We start from the raw sequence: 14,395 nt of genomic DNA, 5'->3' as shown, positions 1-14,395 counted from the left end.
AAAAACAGCGGACAGCGCAGCGCGCGGCACGCCACGACGCCCTCCGCATCGCAACCATGGAGGATCCGCCGTTCCCCGGCACAGGTCCGGAACAATCGGCGATTCCATGCTCCAGGCCGGTCTCCGGGCTTGCGAGCGAGTGCGGCGCACTCGGCCGCGGCGCCTTCCCGTGCGATGCACAGTGGCGGATGCCGCGGTTGGACTCGCTTACCGTTGCGGGGGCAGCGCCGGAATCGCCTGTCGGCTCACCGGCTTCCCGTTTCAACCCATTGGCGAGTGCCGCCGGGTCACCTGAAGCGCGGCGATTATAGAGCCTGTTGCGGCTTTTGGGACGGCGCTGCCGCCACGTCAGTCTTCGCCGGCGTCGTCGGGCGAATCGAACAGGCTGGGCGAAGGCGCGTCGTCGTCGTCCTGCATCTGGGTGGTGGTGACCGGCCCGGCGGCGGGCCGGCCGCGCGGTGGCGGCAGCAGCGCAGTGGCCGCGTCATAGGCCTGCAGCAGTTCGCCGCGGCGGTCGTCGGGCAACTGCTGCCAGTGGCAGTCCAGCAGCGCGCCTTCCAGCGCATACAGCAGGTTGAGGCTGGGGCGGAAGCCGGCGCGCTTGACCCGCATGAACGCTTCCACCGAACCGACCGCGGCCAGATCCTCGTGCGATCGCAAACCCACCTGGCGCAGCCATGCGGCGGATTTGGGGCCGATGTTGCGCAGCTTGGCTGCGCTCACGTCAGCGCATCCACGTAGATCTGCGCAATGGCTTCCAGGCCCTGCTGGTCGGCTTCGTCGAAACGGCCCACGCGCGGGCTGTCCAGGTCGAACACGCCGACCAGTCGGCCATCCTTGACCAGCGGCACCACCAGTTCCGAACGCGAGGCCGCATCGCAGGCGATGTGGCCGGGGAAGGCTTCGACATCTTCGACCCGCTGGGTCTGACGGGTGCGCGCGGCGGCGCCGCAGACGCCCTTGTCCAGCGCAATGCGCACGCAGGCGGGCAATCCCTGGAACGGTCCAACCACCAGTTCGGCGCCGTCGTAGAAATAGAATCCGGTCCAGTTCAGATCCGGCAGCGAGTGATAGACCAGCGCGGCCAGATTGGCGGCGTTGGCGATGCGGTCGGTTTCGCCCGCCAGCAGCGCGCGCGCCTGGCCGGCCAGCTGCGCGTATTGTTCCGGCTTGCTGCCGGTCAGGGTTTGGGCGGCGAATGACATCCGCCGATTCTAGCGCTTATTGATCGGAAACGAATTCATCGGGAATCGACCGGTTCTGCTTGTTGTTGTCAACGCGGAGAAGAGATGAAATCGGACAGCACGGATGATTCTCCGCATGCTGCGCCGACTATCATGCCGACGATGTTCCGCAACGAGAATCCGATGAACGAGACAAGACCGGCCGGCGGCCGCTGGCGTGCCGGCGGCGCCGGAACGGCGTTGAACGCCGGTACCGAAGGCATCCGCGCCCATGCGTAGCGTGTTCGTCACCGGCACCGATACCGGCGCCGGCAAGACCCTCGCCTCGACCGCGCTGCTGCACGCACTGCGCGCGCGCGGCCTGCGCGCAGTGGGCATGAAGCCGGTCGCCAGCGGCTGCGCGCAGACCTGCGATGGCTGGCGCAATGAGGACGCGCTGGCGTTGTTGGCCGCCAGCGACCCGCAACCGGCCTACGGCGATCTGAATCCCTATGCGCTGCCGCTGCCGCTGGCGCCGGAAATCGCCGCCGGCGAGGCTGGCGTGTCGGTGCAACTGCCCGCAATCGCCGCCGCCTTCGACAGATTGCAGGGCAAGGCCGATACCGTTGTGGTGGAAGGCGTCGGCGGCTGGGCAGCGCCGTTGTCGGCCACGCTGGATCAGGCCGATCTGGCGCGGCAACTGCAGTTGCCGGTGGTGCTGGTGGTCGGCCTGCGCCTGGGCTGCCTGAATCATGCGCGGTTGAGCGCCCGCGCCATCGCCGCCGACGGTTGCCGGCTGATCGGCTGGATCGCCAGCGAAGTGGACCCGCTGATGGAACGCCGCGACGAGAACTTCGCGCTGCTGGGCGCCCGCATCGATGCCCCGTGCTGGGGCCGGCTACCCTACCGCCGGGCGCCGGATGCGCGCGCGCTGTCGGCCTGTCTTACGCTTCCGGATTGAGCGCAGCCGGCGTTCGCGCGCGGCCGTTCCAAAGTCCGGGCATAAAAAAACCCGGCAGCGGGAGGGAGCTGCCGGGTCGGATTGCGCGGAGGGAGGGGAGCCGCGCAAAGACGGGTATTGCCTGGATTCGTTTACTTGGCCTTGGCCGGCTTGGTCGCCTTGGCGACGGAAGCCTGCACGCTCTCGGTGGCGGTTTCGAACTGGCTCTTGGCCAGCTGGCCCAAGGCTTCGCTGGTCTTCAGGGTCAGGCCGAACACTTCCTGGCCGGCCGCAACCAGACGCTCGGTGTTGTCCTTGGCCACCTGCAGGCCCTTCGGCCACAGGGTCTTGTAGGCTTCCAGGTCGTGGGTCTCGACCAGTTCGCCGAAGAAGGCGGCGGTGGCGTCGATGTTCTTTTCGAAGGTCTTCAGCTGGACGCCGAACACGGTTTCGGCATTTTCCAGGGCCAGACGGTTGGCGCGCGCAGCGGCAGCGGCGAACTGGTGGGTAAAGGTGCTGAAACTGTCGTTGAACTGGGCAGACATGGCGTACTCCAATGGGATTGCCGATTTGTGCGTTGCAGCATAACCCCATCTTTGTTGCAGCGCAACAACAACCGCCACCGTTTCCGACGAACGGTCGATTCCTGTTCAGATTCAAAGGCTTGCCGTCACCGCTCCCAGGCAGGCGACCTACCGGAGTGGTGCCGGCACCGTTGAGCCGCTTGACCAGCCATCGGGCCGTTGAGAGCCGTCGCTCCTACCGGAGGGCGCATCGCAACCCCGGCCTGCAAAGCATTCCTGCCGCGGCCCTCAACCGCGGTAGCGGCTGCCGGCGGTGCAGGTTTCATGCACCACCACTTCGCTCAGCAGCGGCAGCTGCGGTTTCAGCTGTTCCCAGATCCACACCGCGATGCGCTCGCTGGTGGGGTTCTCCAGGCCTTCGATGTCGTTGAGGTAATGGTGGTCCAGGCGTTCGTAGATCGGCTTGAACACCGCCTTGATGTCGGCGAAATCCATCACCCAGCCGGTATGCGGATCCAGATCCCCGGAGACGTGCAGCTCGATGCGGAACGAATGCCCGTGCAGGCGCGCGCACTTGTGCCCGGCCGGCACGTTGGGCAGCCGGTGCGCGGCTTCGATGGTGAAAACCTTGAAGATGTCCATGCCGCCATTGTCCGCCCTGCGTGCCGGTGGCCGCAATCGTCAGCGGGCAATCCTGGCGGCGGCCGGCGCAAAGCTGATGCGCCTGCGTTCACCGATGCGGTCCCGATCAATCTCGCCTTCCACCAGCTCATAGCCCAGCAACGCAAAAACCCGCGGGCCGATGAACAGCGGACGGGCGTTGCCGTACCAGTCCACGCAACTGGCCTTGCAGGCGTCGTCAACCGCAACCGCCGCCGAAGCATCCAGCTGCCCCATGCGCGACAGACGCAGCGCCCGGGCGCGCAGATACAGCACCGACGCCGATTCGCCCAGATAGCGCTGCATGCCCTTCGGCGCGTGCCCGACGATGGGCAGGCCGACGATGCCTTGCGAGGCGTCCTGCCGCTTGTAGAAAAAGCCATGCGTCCGCGTCTCGCCCTGCGCCGCATCGTTCTGCACGAACGTGGCCGCCAGTGCGGCGCGCTGGTCCAGCCGCATGCTGGTGAAATGCAGATCGCGGCCGGCGCTGCCCACCAGGATAGCGTCGCTGCCCAAGGCTTCGATGCGTTCCACCGCGTGGCTGAGCACCAGGGCCTGCGGCGGCGCGCGCCCGGAGAAGCGCAATGCATAGGCGACCGCGCGGGCATCGGGATCGTGCTCGCGTCCCCAGCGGGCTTGGCCATCGCCGGCATAAATCAGCCAATCGCCGATGAAACGGTTCTGCGGATCCTCGCCCGATATCGGCGGCAAGGGCAGGTAGTCCGCGCCCTTGGCCGCGGTGCTGCCGTCGCCAAAGTCCGACAACCGCACCCGCAGCAGGGCGGTATCGCCCTCGGCGGTTTCCGCCGCCCACATGCCCTCGCCCTTCGATTCCGTGGTGAGCAGCACATTGAGATAGCCGCCGGCATCCTGCAGGAACGACAGTTGATCGACCGGACCGCCGCTGGTCTTCAATGCGGAGGGGGCGGTGCCATCCAGCGGAATCCGGAATACTGAAGACCGGTTCGGCTGTCCGTGATCGCGATACTGGGTGGTCCAGACAAACACCGAATCGGCCGAAACATAGAAAACGCGCCCTTCCGGCCCCAGCACGGCAGTCGATTCGCAGCGCATTTCACGTTTCGACAGATCGCAACGGGTCACCGTGTGCAGGGCGATGTCGTCCTCGTAAGGGTCCAGCGCATCGTCGGTCCGATAGATGCGCGTCGCCGGCAGGATGCGCTTGAAATCATCCGGCGTGGAATGAGGATGCCAGCGGCGCAAGGCCGGATAGAAATCGCGGCGTTCCAGCCGCCAGGGCGCGATCGACAGCGGCGTGTAGAAGATCAGCTGATCGCCGATCAACCGGCTGGCGTAGTTGCGCGACGAATAGTAGTCGTTGCTGCGCAGTTGATAGGTGTCGCGGTAGCTCAGCCGGCCGGCCGCGTCGATATCGAACAGGCCAACCTCGGTACCGCCACGTTCGTAGCTGTAGCCGATGACGGCGATGGTATCGCCGGCGATCAGCATTTCGTCGTACCAGGCGCCGCCGGGGTTGGCGCTGGGCGCGTAGGCGTCAAGCACCGATACCGGCTGCAGCGCGTCGCCACCGATCCGCACCGTGAACAGGCGCCCCCGACGCAATACCACCAGATGCTCGCCGTGCTGCTTGACGATGCCGCCTTCGTCCACGCCCTGGGTCTGGACGTTGGTGATGGACTCGGCAGCGCCTTCTTCCAACCGGCTTCCGGTCACCTGGATGCTGTCCAGCGAGGGGCTTCCGGCGTAGGCGTCGGCAGCTGCCGCTACCGGCGCCGGCATCGGTGCCATCGCAACGACGGCTTCCCGTTCTCGACCACGCTGTTGTTGCTGCGCCTGCCATCGCTTCAGCAGCTTCTCGAATGCGGCTTCGCTGGCGAAGGCCTGCATCGTCTTTTTCGGCGAAGCCTCACCGGTTTCAGCGGCCTGGCAACTGCCGACCATCAGGCACAACACCGCCAAACCCAATCCGTGCATGCGCATGGCAACCCTCCCCGGTCCGATACGCGGCCACCCATGGACGCGCTTCAATCTAGCAAACGCTCCAGAAGGGGAAAGGGGTTGCTGCCGACATCCGTTCTGCATGACAGCCGCTTGGGGGACCATCCGGTCGCGCTTCCCGGATCGCAATAAGGGACCGCGCGCGGCTCCCGCTTGCCGAAAACGTCCGCAGGCCCAATAATCGCGCCCTTAAGCCAGCAGCCGTTTTCATCCGGGTCCGCCAGCGATTTCTCCTTCTGTCAGGAAATCGCCATGAAAACCGCCGTACTGCTGGCCGCCTTGCTCGGCCTGCTCGCCGTCGATACCGCGAGCGCCCACACCCCCTACCTCGCACCCGCCAGCTTCGAGCCGATGCACGGCGGCATGGTCACGCTGGACGCGGCCTTCGGCGAAGAATTCTTCGTGCCGGAAGTGGCGTTCGACCACAGCGAGTTCCGGGTCACCGCTCCCGACGGCAGCACCGCACCGATCGACAACGTGCAGCGGCTCAAGACCCGCGCCGTGCTCGAGCACCATCTGGCCGCCGGCAAGGGCACCTACCGCTTCAGCACCGGCCCGCGCCTGGGCGCGATCTTCCGCACCTGGGAAGTGGACGGCAAACAGGAAAGCAGCCGCGACCCGGCCAAGCCGCTGCCGCCGGGCGCCAGACTGCTGGCCCATTACCAGTCGCTGTCGGTTTCGGAGGCCTACATCACCGCCGGCGCGCCGACCCAGCCGGCACTGAAACCCTACGGCAAGGGCCTGGAACTGGTGGCGCTGACGCATCCCAGCGATCTCTACGTCACGGAAAACTTCGAGTTCCGCATCGACTACAACGGCAAACCGCTGGCAGGGCAGATCGTCGAAATCTTCCGCGCCAGTGGGGACCGCGCCAGTCAGAAGCCGGTCGCCACGCTGACCACCGATCCCCAGGGCAAGGCCAGCTTCGCGCTGGAATCGGAAGGCGTCTACCTGGCGTTGATTCGTTACCGCGGCAAGGCCCCCGACGGCGCCGCCGCGCCCATGCACGGCTACAACTACACGCTGAGTTTCCGCGTACTGGAACAGTGACGCCATCACTCTCTCTCTCGACACAATAAGCAAGAGGAAATTCGATGAAAAAGCACCTGTTGGGAATGGCCCTGGGCACGCTGCTGGCCGCCGCACCGGCGATGGCGCAGCAGGCACAACCGAATCGCACGCGCGGGCCGCAAGCCGAACCGGCGGCCGCGGCCTTTCTGGAACAATTCGACAGCGACCGCGACGGTGCCGTCAGTTGGGAACAGTTCGTGCAGTTCCGCAAGCAGCGCTATGCCGACACCGATGAGAACGGAGACGGCACGGTCGATACGGAGGAGTACGCCAGCGAACACCTGGTGCGGCTGGACCGCCGCCTAGAAACCGCCCGCCAGGGACAGGTCGAACAGACCCGGGTGCGCTTCAAGGCGCTGGACAAGGACGGCGACGGCTTGATCAGCCGCGCCGAATACGACGCTTCGGGCGAGCGCGCCTTCGCCCATTTCGAGAAGAGCGCGGGTCAGGCGGAACCGTCGCGCACGCAACGCCGCAGCCCGCTCAACATGCCCAGCACCCACAGCCGCACCGGCATGCTGGAGATCTACGATGCCGACGGCGACGGCAAGGTAACCCGGGCCGAATACGATCGTGGCCGCGATGACGCCTTCGCCCGCACCGACACCGATGGCGACGGCCGCTTGGACGCGGACGAATACCTGGCCGAGTTCGAAGACCGTCTGGACCGGCGCATCGCCAGTACGCGCGAATCGTCGACTCAGCAGGCGCATGTGCGCTTCAAGGCGATCGACAGCGACCACAATGGCCGGATGACATGGGACGAATACGCCGCCTCCGGCAAGCGCGTGTTCGAACGCGCCGACGGCAACGGCGACGGCATCGTCGATGCGCGCGATCCGGCACCGTCGCAATCGCACGGACGCACATCATCGGCCGCGCCGCCGCGCGGCAGCGACGCGCGCTGATTCCCGGCCACTGGAGCCCGACATGAAGTGTGGCTGGAAAGCTGCGCTGTGGCTGGTGGCTGCCTGCGCATGGAGCGCGCAGGCAACCACACCGCAGCGCTATCAACGCGAAGACGTGCTGGGGACCTCGTTCGAGATGATCGTCGCCGGCGACGATGCGCACGCGGGAGCGGCCGTGGACGCAGCGCTGGCCGAGATTCAGCGTCTGGAGGCGGTGCTCAGCACTTGGCGTAGCGACAGCGAACTGGCGCACTTCAACCGCGGCCGGTCCGATGGCCAGGTATCGGCCGATCTGCGCGCGGTGCTGGCCGCTTGCGAACACTGGCGCGAAGCGAGCGAAGGCGCCTTCAGTTGCCGGCTGGGCGGGCTGCAAAACATCTGGCGCAATGCCGCCGACAGCGGCCTCAGCGAATTGCCGGACCGCATCGCGCTGCGCCAGCGCGCGCGCGCTATTGCACGGATCGAATTCGATGCCTCGGCCGAAGCGCTGGCGCAGCCGCCGGAACTGCAATGGCAGGTCGACGGACTGGCCAAGGGCTACATCCTGGACCAGGCGATGCAGCGCGCACGCGCGGCGGCACCGCAGGCCGGCGGCATCAAACTGGATATCGGCGGCGATGCGATCCACTGGGGCGAACCAGCGCCCGGGCAGGCCTGGCGCGTGGCCATCGCCGACCCGGCCGCACCACGCGACAACGGCCCGGCCATCGCCACGCTGGCGCTGCGGTCGCAAGCGCTGGCCGCCAGCGGTCACCGCAGCCGCGGCTACCGCATCGGCCGCCGCCACTACAGCCATATCCTCGACCCGAGCGAAGGCTGGCCGGTGGCCTATGCGCCATCGGCCACGGTGGTCGCCGCCGATGCCGCCAGCGCCGACGCGTTGGCCACCGCGCTCAGCGTGATGCCGATCCGCGACGGGCTGGCGCTGGTCGAAAGCCTGCCCGGCACCGAAGCGCTGATCGTCGGCGAACGTGGCGTCGCCTTCGCCAGCAGCGGCTGGCATGCGCTGCTGGCGACCGATGGCGGCGAGCCGGCAACCGAACCGGAACGGCTGGCGATCGACTACGAGATTCCCGCGCAGGCCGGCGAACGCTACCGCCGCCCCTATCTGGCCCTGTGGATCGCCACGCCGGACGGCGAACCGGTGCGGCAGTTGCTGGTGCTGGGCGACCGTTCGCGCTGGCTGCACGAACTGCCGCAATGGTGGCGGCACTACGGTCGCGACGACGAGGCTGCGGTACATGGCATCGCCCGCCCCACCCGCGCGCCCGGACAGTATTCGCTGGGCTGGGACGGACGCGACGATTTCGGCCGCGCGCTGCCGCGGGGCGACTATTTGCTGCAGGTCGAGGCCGCGCGCGAGCATGGCGGCCACGAGCGGCTGAGCCTGCCGTTCCGGCTGGACGGCACGGCCGTGCTGCAACAGACGCAAGGCCGGCGCGAGGTTGGCCGCATCGAATTGCGAACCGCACCCGGCGCCTGGCCATAGCGCGGCCCGCCCGCTTCCCCCACCCAGCGAACGTATCGGCCGGCAACCCCGGCCCTCCGCAGCCAGGAACAACGCCTGTCCATCGCAGGCGCGCAGACATTCCTTTCATCACAACTGCGGAGTACTCCATGAAGCAAACCCCCACCCTGCTGGCGATAGCCGTCGCCAGCTGCCTGTCGATACCAGCGCAGGCCGAAACCACCGCCGACGATGCGCGTACCTTCGACCCCATTGAGGTCAAGGGCGAGCGCAGCGAACGCGCATCGGCCAACCAGAACGTCACCGTGCTCGACGCCGACGACATCGAGAACGAGATGGCCCAGGGCATGGAAGACCTGATCCGCTACATCCCCGGCGTCAGCATCGTCGACCTGGGCCGCTTCGGCGACAACGGCTTCAACATCCGCGGCCTGGAAGGCGACCGCGTGGCGATCTCCGTCGATGGCCTGAGCCTGGCCGAATCGCTGGAAACCACGGCGGCCTACGAGTTCTTCCGTGCCGGCCGCGGCGGCATCGACACCGACGCGCTGAAGCGGGTGGAAGTGATCAAGGGCGCCGACGCGATCAGCGCCGGCAGCGGCGCGCTGGGCGGCGCGGTGATGTTCACCACCAAGGATCCGGCCGACTACCTGAAGGCCGAGGGCAACGATACCTACATCGGGTTGAAGTACGGCTATACCGGCGCGCGCGACGAAAACATGGGCACGCTGACGCTGGCCAACCGCACCGGCATCGTCGAATCGATGCTGGTGTTCACCCGCCGCGATGGCCATGAAGCCGAATCCTGGTACGACACCACCGTCGAGCGCAGCGGCACCGGCCGGCGCACGCCGGATCCGATCGACAGCCAGAGCGATCACCTGTTGGCCAAGCTGGATATCGTACCCAACCAGGCGCACCGCTTCGGCCTGGTGTGGGAACGCAGCCGCGCCGACAACCGGGTCGAAAACCTGTCGCGGGTCTATGCGCCCGGCTACCTGGAGCGCTGGGGCGACGACAGCAACGACCGCGACCGCTACGGCCTGCGTTATGTGTGGAAGGCCGGCAACGCCGCCTTCGACCAGATGCAGGCGCAGGTCGACCGACAGCAGACCGACAGCCGCGCGCTGACCACCATCCTGGCCGGTTCCGGTTGCCCCGGCGCCACCACGCCCTGCCTGCGCAGCGAGGATCGCGCCACCGAGCAGACGCTGGATCGGGTGGCGGTGGATTTCTCCAAGGATTTCGCCGGCGTGCATGCGCTGATCTACGGCGCCGCCTGGCAACGCCGCGAAGTCGACTTCACCGCCGTCGATACGCGCTGGCGCAACGACGGCAGCGTGGCGTCGGTGACGGTGGATCCATCGCAGGTACCGCATACCGATGTCGATGCATGGAACCTGTATCTGCGCGACCGCGTGAGCCTGCTCGACGGACGCCTGACTGTCACCGCCGGCGCCCGCTACGACCGCTACGACTACTCGCCCGACCTCGGCCCAACCTTCGATGACGATACCGGTACCGTGCGCGATGTCAGCTTCTCCGCGCCGACCTGGCAGGCCGGCGCCAGCTTCGAGTTCGTGCCGGATCACTCGCTGTGGGCGCAGCTTGGCCGCGGCTTCCGCGCGCCGACGGTCGGCAACCTGTACGCGCCGACCACCACCTCCACGGTCACCGAAGTGGCCACCGGCAACGAAGCAACGGCATGGAGTGCGGTGGCCAATCCCAACCTGGAAGCGGAGAAGAGCCTAAATGCCGAGATCGGCTACCGCTGGCAGACCGAACGCATGCAGCTGGGCGTATCGCTGTTCCGCGACAAGTACGACAACTTCATCGAAAGCGCGCAGTTCGTGCAGAACCCGGACGTGGAATACCAGATTTGCGGTTTCAGCGGCTGCAGCACTTCTTTCGGCACCACCTACACGATGCCGGCCAACTACGGCGAAGTCACCGTCAAGGGCGCCGAACTGGAAGGCCGCTGGCTGCTGGGCGAGGCCTGGCAGCTGCGGCTGGCGTACTCCCATGCCGAAGGCGAGAAGAAGAACGGCGACCCGCTGGAAAGCATCAGTCCGGATCGCGGTGTGCTGGGCTTGCAGTACCTGGCCCCACAAGGCCGCTGGAGCATCACCGGCAACCTGACCCATGCGCTGGCCAAGAAGATGAAGGATGCGCAGCTGAGCGAAACCGGCGACTTCTTCCAGACCACCACGCCCGACTTCCTCAGTGAGGCCTACACCGTGTTCGATCTGTTCGGCAGCTACAACGTCAGCGACCACCTGCGCGTCAGCGCCGGCGTCTACAACCTGTTCGATGAGCGCTACTACCTGTGGTCGCGCATCCGCCTGGTCAACGAGGGCACCAATACGCTGTACGGCTACGTCACCGGCGAAGGCATCGGCCGCTACAGCGAACCGGGCCGCAACCTGCGACTGACGGTGTCGTATCGGTTCTGATCCGGCCAATCGGTGCGCGCTCCTGCGGTTCAAGACGGCGGAGCGCGCGCCGCAAAAATTTCTTCAACCAAGGCAGGGAACGTCTATGTGGAAGCCGTTGGCAAGCGTTCGGGAAAAACATCCGAAGCGCGGTTTCTGTAGGTTTTTTTCGAGTGCCGGCAATCTTTGCAGAAGTCGGTGGCCATGGCGTTGCGAGACCGTACGCGGCATGGATGCCGCGTAAGAGCTTACATGGGTGAGGCAAGTGTTTGCGAAGCACGGCTTCGCGCGCAGCCGAACGCCCGTCATCTGCGATGGCGGGCCGGGCCCGCATAGCGGGTATTTACAGCGTGTCTCGCAACGCCATGGCCACCGGCTTCCATGTGGACCTTTCCTCTCGTGAGGGAAGAAAAAAAACACCGGCTGCAGCAGCGTCGATGACGCCGACCGCAACCGGTGTTGGATGCGACCGCACGCGCCGGTGAACCGGCGCGTGCGTCCTGCTCAGCTGGCGCTGCGGCGCGGGCCGCCGCCGCCGCCATTGCCCTGACGGCCGGCAAAGCCGCCCGGCTTGCGGGCGCCGTCGCGCTGGCCGCCGTGCTTCTTCGGGCCGGCGTGGGCGTGGCGCGGGGCGTCGGCGTGCGGACGGCGGGCGTGCTTGCGCGGCGCCTGGTTGCCGGCCGGGCGTTCGCCCGCAGGATTGTTGTTGCCCCAGCGGATCGGCGTCTGCGGCTCGAAGCCGGGTACGTCGCGGATTTCCACTTCGCGCTTGAGCATGCGCACGATGGCGCGCAGCAGCTTGGCCTCGTCCTGGGCCACGATGGAGATCGCCTCGCCCTGCGCGCCGGCACGGCCGGTGCGGCCGATGCGGTGCACGTAGTCCTCGGCCACCATCGGCAGGTCGTAGTTGATGACCCGCGGCAGCTGGTCGATGTCGATGCCGCGTGCGGCGATGTCGGTGGCCACCAGCACGTTGATGCGGCCGCCCTTGAAGTCCTTCAGCGCGCGCAGGCGGGCGCCCTGCGACTTGTTGCCGTGGATCGCCGCGGCCTTGACGCCGCTCTGTTCCAGGAATTTGGTCAGCTTGTCGCAACCGTGCTTGGTGCGTCCGAACACCAGCGTCTGCACGCGGCTGTCGGCAGCCAGCAGGTGCAGCAGCAGATCGCGCTTGCGGTTGCCGTCGACCGGATGCACGCGGTGCTGGATGGTATCGGCCACGGTGTTGCTGGGGGTGACCTGGATCTGCTGCGGGTTGTGCATGAACTCCAGCGCCAGCTGCTTGATGCTTTCCTCGAACGTGGCCGAGAACAGCAGCGTCTGCCGGCCGTTGCCGACGGCGCCCGGCCTGGGCAGCTTGGCCAGGATGCGCTTGATGGCAGGCAGGAAGCCCATGTCGAGCATGCGGTCGGCTTCGTCCAGCACCAGGATCTCGATACCGGACAGATCCACGCTGCGGCGATCGATGTGATCGATCAGCCGGCCCGGAGTGGCCACCAGCAGATCGACGCCGCGGCGCAGCGCGTCCAGCTGCGGGCCCATGCCGGCGCCGCCGTAGATGGTGGTGCTGGGGATGCGCAGGTACTTGCCGTAGCCGCGCAGGCTGTCGTGCACCTGCACGGCCAGTTCGCGGGTGGGCGCCAGGATCAGCGCGCGCGGCTTGCGCGGGCCGCTGCGGCTGACTTCCTGCGGCGAGGTGGCCAGGTGCTGGATCAGCGGCAGGCCGAACGCGGCGGTCTTGCCGGTGCCGGTCTGCGCGCCGGCCAGCAGGTCGTGGCCTTCCAGCGCCAGCGGAATGGCCTGGGTCTGGATGGGGGTGGGCTGGGTGTAACCCTCGTCGTTGAGGGCACGCAGCAGGGCGGGCACCAGCCCGAGATTTTCGAAAGACATGCGGTAAAGCTCCAAAGTCGGCCGGCCGGGCACACATGCCGACGCTCGCACAAGCCTGTGCGGAAACGTTCGACGCGAGATGCGGTGCGGCCGTTACTCGAAGCGTTCCCTGAAACCGCGCTGCGAGAGGTGTTGCGGAGACCGCCAAAGCGGCGGTTCCGAGTTTGCGCAACGAAAGAAGTCGGAGCGGAGCGGGCGCGGAATCCCTGGGGAATTCCGGCGACGGCGGACCATTGGGGAAACAAACGGCCGCTGGCAAACGGCGCGCACTGTAACCGATCTTGGACCGCCGCGGGGAAAAACCTGCCGGCGGCCGGCCGCGGCGTTCATTTGCGGCAGGCCGGAACGGCCGCCGCCAGCGCGCCCGCCCTGCCGTATCATGGCGGCATTCCCGAGGGTGCTGCCGCCGCCATGAGTCTGCGTGTCCTGCGTGTCAATGGAGTTCCGACGCCCGCGAGCGGGGCGTCCGGCGGCGACGGCGGCCTGTCGCAGGAGGGCGGCTGCGCCGGTTGCCAGGTCCGGCACCTGGCCATGTGCGCGGCGCTGCCGCTGGAGCAGGCGCGCGAGCTGGAGGCGATGGCCGGCGACATCACGCTCAGCGCCGGCCAGTTGCTGGCGCGCGAAGGCGACAACCGGCGCGGCGTGTTCACCGTCACCGCAGGCGCCTTGCGCCGCATCCGCCTGCTGCCGGACGGGCGCAGGCTGGTGGCCGGTTTTCTGATGCCGGGCGACTTCATCGGTTTCAGCGGCGCCACCCGCTACCGCCATTCGATCGAGGCGATCGTCGACAGCCAGCTGTGCGCGTTCGCCACCCGCGACATGCGCAGCCTGTGCGAACAGCACCCGCAACTGGAACGCGAACTGCTCGATCGCGCCTGCGTGGAACTGGACGCCACCCGCGACAAGCTGATGTCGCTGGCACGGCTGAACCCGCTGGAACGGCTGGCCGGCTTTCTGCTGGACATGGCCGCACGCCGCCGCCGCCGTGGCTGGAGCGATACCGAAGTCACGCTGCCGATGACGCGCTCGGATATCGCCGACTACCTCGGCCTGACCGTGGAGACGGTCAGCCGCAGCTTCACCCGGCTGCGCCAGGAAGGCGCCATTGCCACCGACGATCCGCACCATGTGCGCCTGCTGGATCCCGCGCGGCTGGAAGCGCTGGCCGAAGCGCGCGGCTGAGGTCTGTGGGAGTGGCGCCGGCATGCCGGCACGACTCCTACAGCCGCGTACGGCGGTTTCGATGATTGGCGGGAAGGCCCGAAAGATGGCAATGGCGGGTCAAGACCTGAGGTATCCCCACAAATTCTTCTTCGCCCACTTCCCGGGGAGCTCGACTTCGGCGAGAGTCGCCGGCCGTCA

12 protein-coding genes and 1 riboswitch are annotated in these 14,395 nt (G+C 67.2%); of the genes, 6 read left to right on the top strand and 6 right to left on the bottom strand.

Annotation, left to right across the window (positions count from 1 at the left end):
• Window positions 1–97: 97 nt before the first annotated feature.
• Window positions 98–310: riboswitch (cobalamin riboswitch) on the bottom strand.
• A gap of 38 nt (window positions 311–348) precedes the next feature.
• The gene (locus CRO39_RS05070; protein WP_097120818.1) at window positions 349–723 is read right to left on the bottom strand and encodes a TfoX/Sxy family protein; all 375 of its coding nucleotides are present in this window, start codon (window positions 721–723) and stop codon (window positions 349–351) included.
• Window positions 720–1,205, bottom strand: coding sequence for a GAF domain-containing protein (locus tag CRO39_RS05065; RefSeq protein WP_097120817.1), 486 nt, complete (start codon window positions 1,203–1,205; stop codon window positions 720–722). Before CRO39_RS05065 ends, CRO39_RS05070 begins: the two co-directional genes overlap by 4 nt.
• A 250-nt stretch (window positions 1,206–1,455) precedes the next feature.
• Between CRO39_RS05065 and bioD the strand changes: the two genes are divergently transcribed.
• Complete coding sequence (gene bioD / locus CRO39_RS05060) at window positions 1,456–2,124, top strand: dethiobiotin synthase (protein ID WP_097120816.1); 669 nt, start codon at window positions 1,456–1,458, stop codon at window positions 2,122–2,124.
• A gap of 131 nt (window positions 2,125–2,255) precedes the next feature.
• Here bioD and CRO39_RS05055 read toward each other — a convergent pair whose 3' ends face one another.
• The 3 genes from CRO39_RS05055 to CRO39_RS05045 form a co-directional block, all read right to left on the bottom strand.
• The gene (locus tag CRO39_RS05055; protein WP_097120815.1) at window positions 2,256–2,648 is read right to left on the bottom strand and encodes a phasin family protein; all 393 of its coding nucleotides are present in this window, start codon (window positions 2,646–2,648) and stop codon (window positions 2,256–2,258) included.
• Between the two features lie 267 nt (window positions 2,649–2,915).
• The gene (gene queD, locus CRO39_RS05050; protein WP_097120814.1) at window positions 2,916–3,269 is read right to left on the bottom strand and encodes a 6-carboxytetrahydropterin synthase QueD; all 354 of its coding nucleotides are present in this window, start codon (window positions 3,267–3,269) and stop codon (window positions 2,916–2,918) included.
• Between the two features lie 39 nt (window positions 3,270–3,308).
• Complete coding sequence (locus CRO39_RS05045; protein ID WP_097120813.1) at window positions 3,309–5,249, bottom strand: beta-propeller domain-containing protein; 1,941 nt, start codon at window positions 5,247–5,249, stop codon at window positions 3,309–3,311.
• Window positions 5,250–5,519: 270 nt separating this feature from the next.
• Between CRO39_RS05045 and CRO39_RS05040 the strand changes: the two genes are divergently transcribed.
• From CRO39_RS05040 to CRO39_RS05025, 4 genes are all read left to right on the top strand, one after another.
• Window positions 5,520–6,317 carry a DUF4198 domain-containing protein gene (locus tag CRO39_RS05040; RefSeq protein ID WP_097120812.1) on the top strand — a complete coding sequence of 266 codons (798 nt, stop codon included), beginning with the start codon at window positions 5,520–5,522 and terminating at the stop codon, window positions 6,315–6,317.
• Between the two features lie 44 nt (window positions 6,318–6,361).
• Complete coding sequence (locus CRO39_RS05035; protein ID WP_097120811.1) at window positions 6,362–7,246, top strand: EF-hand domain-containing protein; 885 nt, start codon at window positions 6,362–6,364, stop codon at window positions 7,244–7,246.
• Window positions 7,247–7,268: 22 nt separating this feature from the next.
• On the top strand, window positions 7,269–8,735 hold the full coding sequence (locus tag CRO39_RS05030; protein WP_162125658.1) for a DUF2271 domain-containing protein: 1,467 nt from the start codon (window positions 7,269–7,271) through the stop codon (window positions 8,733–8,735).
• 128 nt (window positions 8,736–8,863) lie between these two features.
• The gene (locus CRO39_RS05025) at window positions 8,864–11,167 is read left to right on the top strand and encodes a TonB-dependent hemoglobin/transferrin/lactoferrin family receptor (RefSeq protein ID WP_097120809.1); all 2,304 of its coding nucleotides are present in this window, start codon (window positions 8,864–8,866) and stop codon (window positions 11,165–11,167) included.
• 483 nt (window positions 11,168–11,650) lie between these two features.
• Here CRO39_RS05025 and CRO39_RS05020 read toward each other — a convergent pair whose 3' ends face one another.
• Window positions 11,651–13,033 carry a DEAD/DEAH box helicase gene (locus CRO39_RS05020; protein ID WP_097120808.1) on the bottom strand — a complete coding sequence of 461 codons (1,383 nt, stop codon included), beginning with the start codon at window positions 13,031–13,033 and terminating at the stop codon, window positions 11,651–11,653.
• Between the two features lie 411 nt (window positions 13,034–13,444).
• Here CRO39_RS05020 and CRO39_RS05015 point away from each other — a divergent pair, with 411 nt between their 5' ends.
• Window positions 13,445–14,215, top strand: coding sequence for a Crp/Fnr family transcriptional regulator (locus CRO39_RS05015; protein WP_097121285.1), 771 nt, complete (start codon window positions 13,445–13,447; stop codon window positions 14,213–14,215).
• Window positions 14,216–14,395: the final 180 nt, after the last annotated feature.

Source organism: Pseudoxanthomonas wuyuanensis (assembly GCF_900215535.1).
Lineage (GTDB): Bacteria > Pseudomonadota > Gammaproteobacteria > Xanthomonadales > Xanthomonadaceae > Pseudoxanthomonas_A > Pseudoxanthomonas_A wuyuanensis.
Note: the sequence above shows the minus strand (reverse complement) of the source record. Positions and strands in the feature narration are given on the sequence as shown.

Coding starts and splice junctions, on each gene's coding strand:
- CRO39_RS05055 (WP_097120815.1), bottom strand. CDS start 2,648: ATGTCTGCCCAGTTCAACGACAGTTTCAGCACCTTTACCCACCAGTTC.
- CRO39_RS05015 (WP_097121285.1), top strand. CDS start 13,445: ATGAGTCTGCGTGTCCTGCGTGTCAATGGAGTTCCGACGCCCGCGAGC.
- bioD (WP_097120816.1), top strand. CDS start 1,456: ATGCGTAGCGTGTTCGTCACCGGCACCGATACCGGCGCCGGCAAGACC.
- CRO39_RS05040 (WP_097120812.1), top strand. CDS start 5,520: ATGAAAACCGCCGTACTGCTGGCCGCCTTGCTCGGCCTGCTCGCCGTC.
- CRO39_RS05025 (WP_097120809.1), top strand. CDS start 8,864: ATGAAGCAAACCCCCACCCTGCTGGCGATAGCCGTCGCCAGCTGCCTG.
- CRO39_RS05030 (WP_162125658.1), top strand. CDS start 7,269: ATGAAGTGTGGCTGGAAAGCTGCGCTGTGGCTGGTGGCTGCCTGCGCA.
- CRO39_RS05035 (WP_097120811.1), top strand. CDS start 6,362: ATGAAAAAGCACCTGTTGGGAATGGCCCTGGGCACGCTGCTGGCCGCC.
- CRO39_RS05020 (WP_097120808.1), bottom strand. CDS start 13,033: ATGTCTTTCGAAAATCTCGGGCTGGTGCCCGCCCTGCTGCGTGCCCTC.
- queD (WP_097120814.1), bottom strand. CDS start 3,269: ATGGACATCTTCAAGGTTTTCACCATCGAAGCCGCGCACCGGCTGCCC.
- CRO39_RS05045 (WP_097120813.1), bottom strand. CDS start 5,249: ATGCGCATGCACGGATTGGGTTTGGCGGTGTTGTGCCTGATGGTCGGC.
- CRO39_RS05065 (WP_097120817.1), bottom strand. CDS start 1,205: ATGTCATTCGCCGCCCAAACCCTGACCGGCAGCAAGCCGGAACAATAC.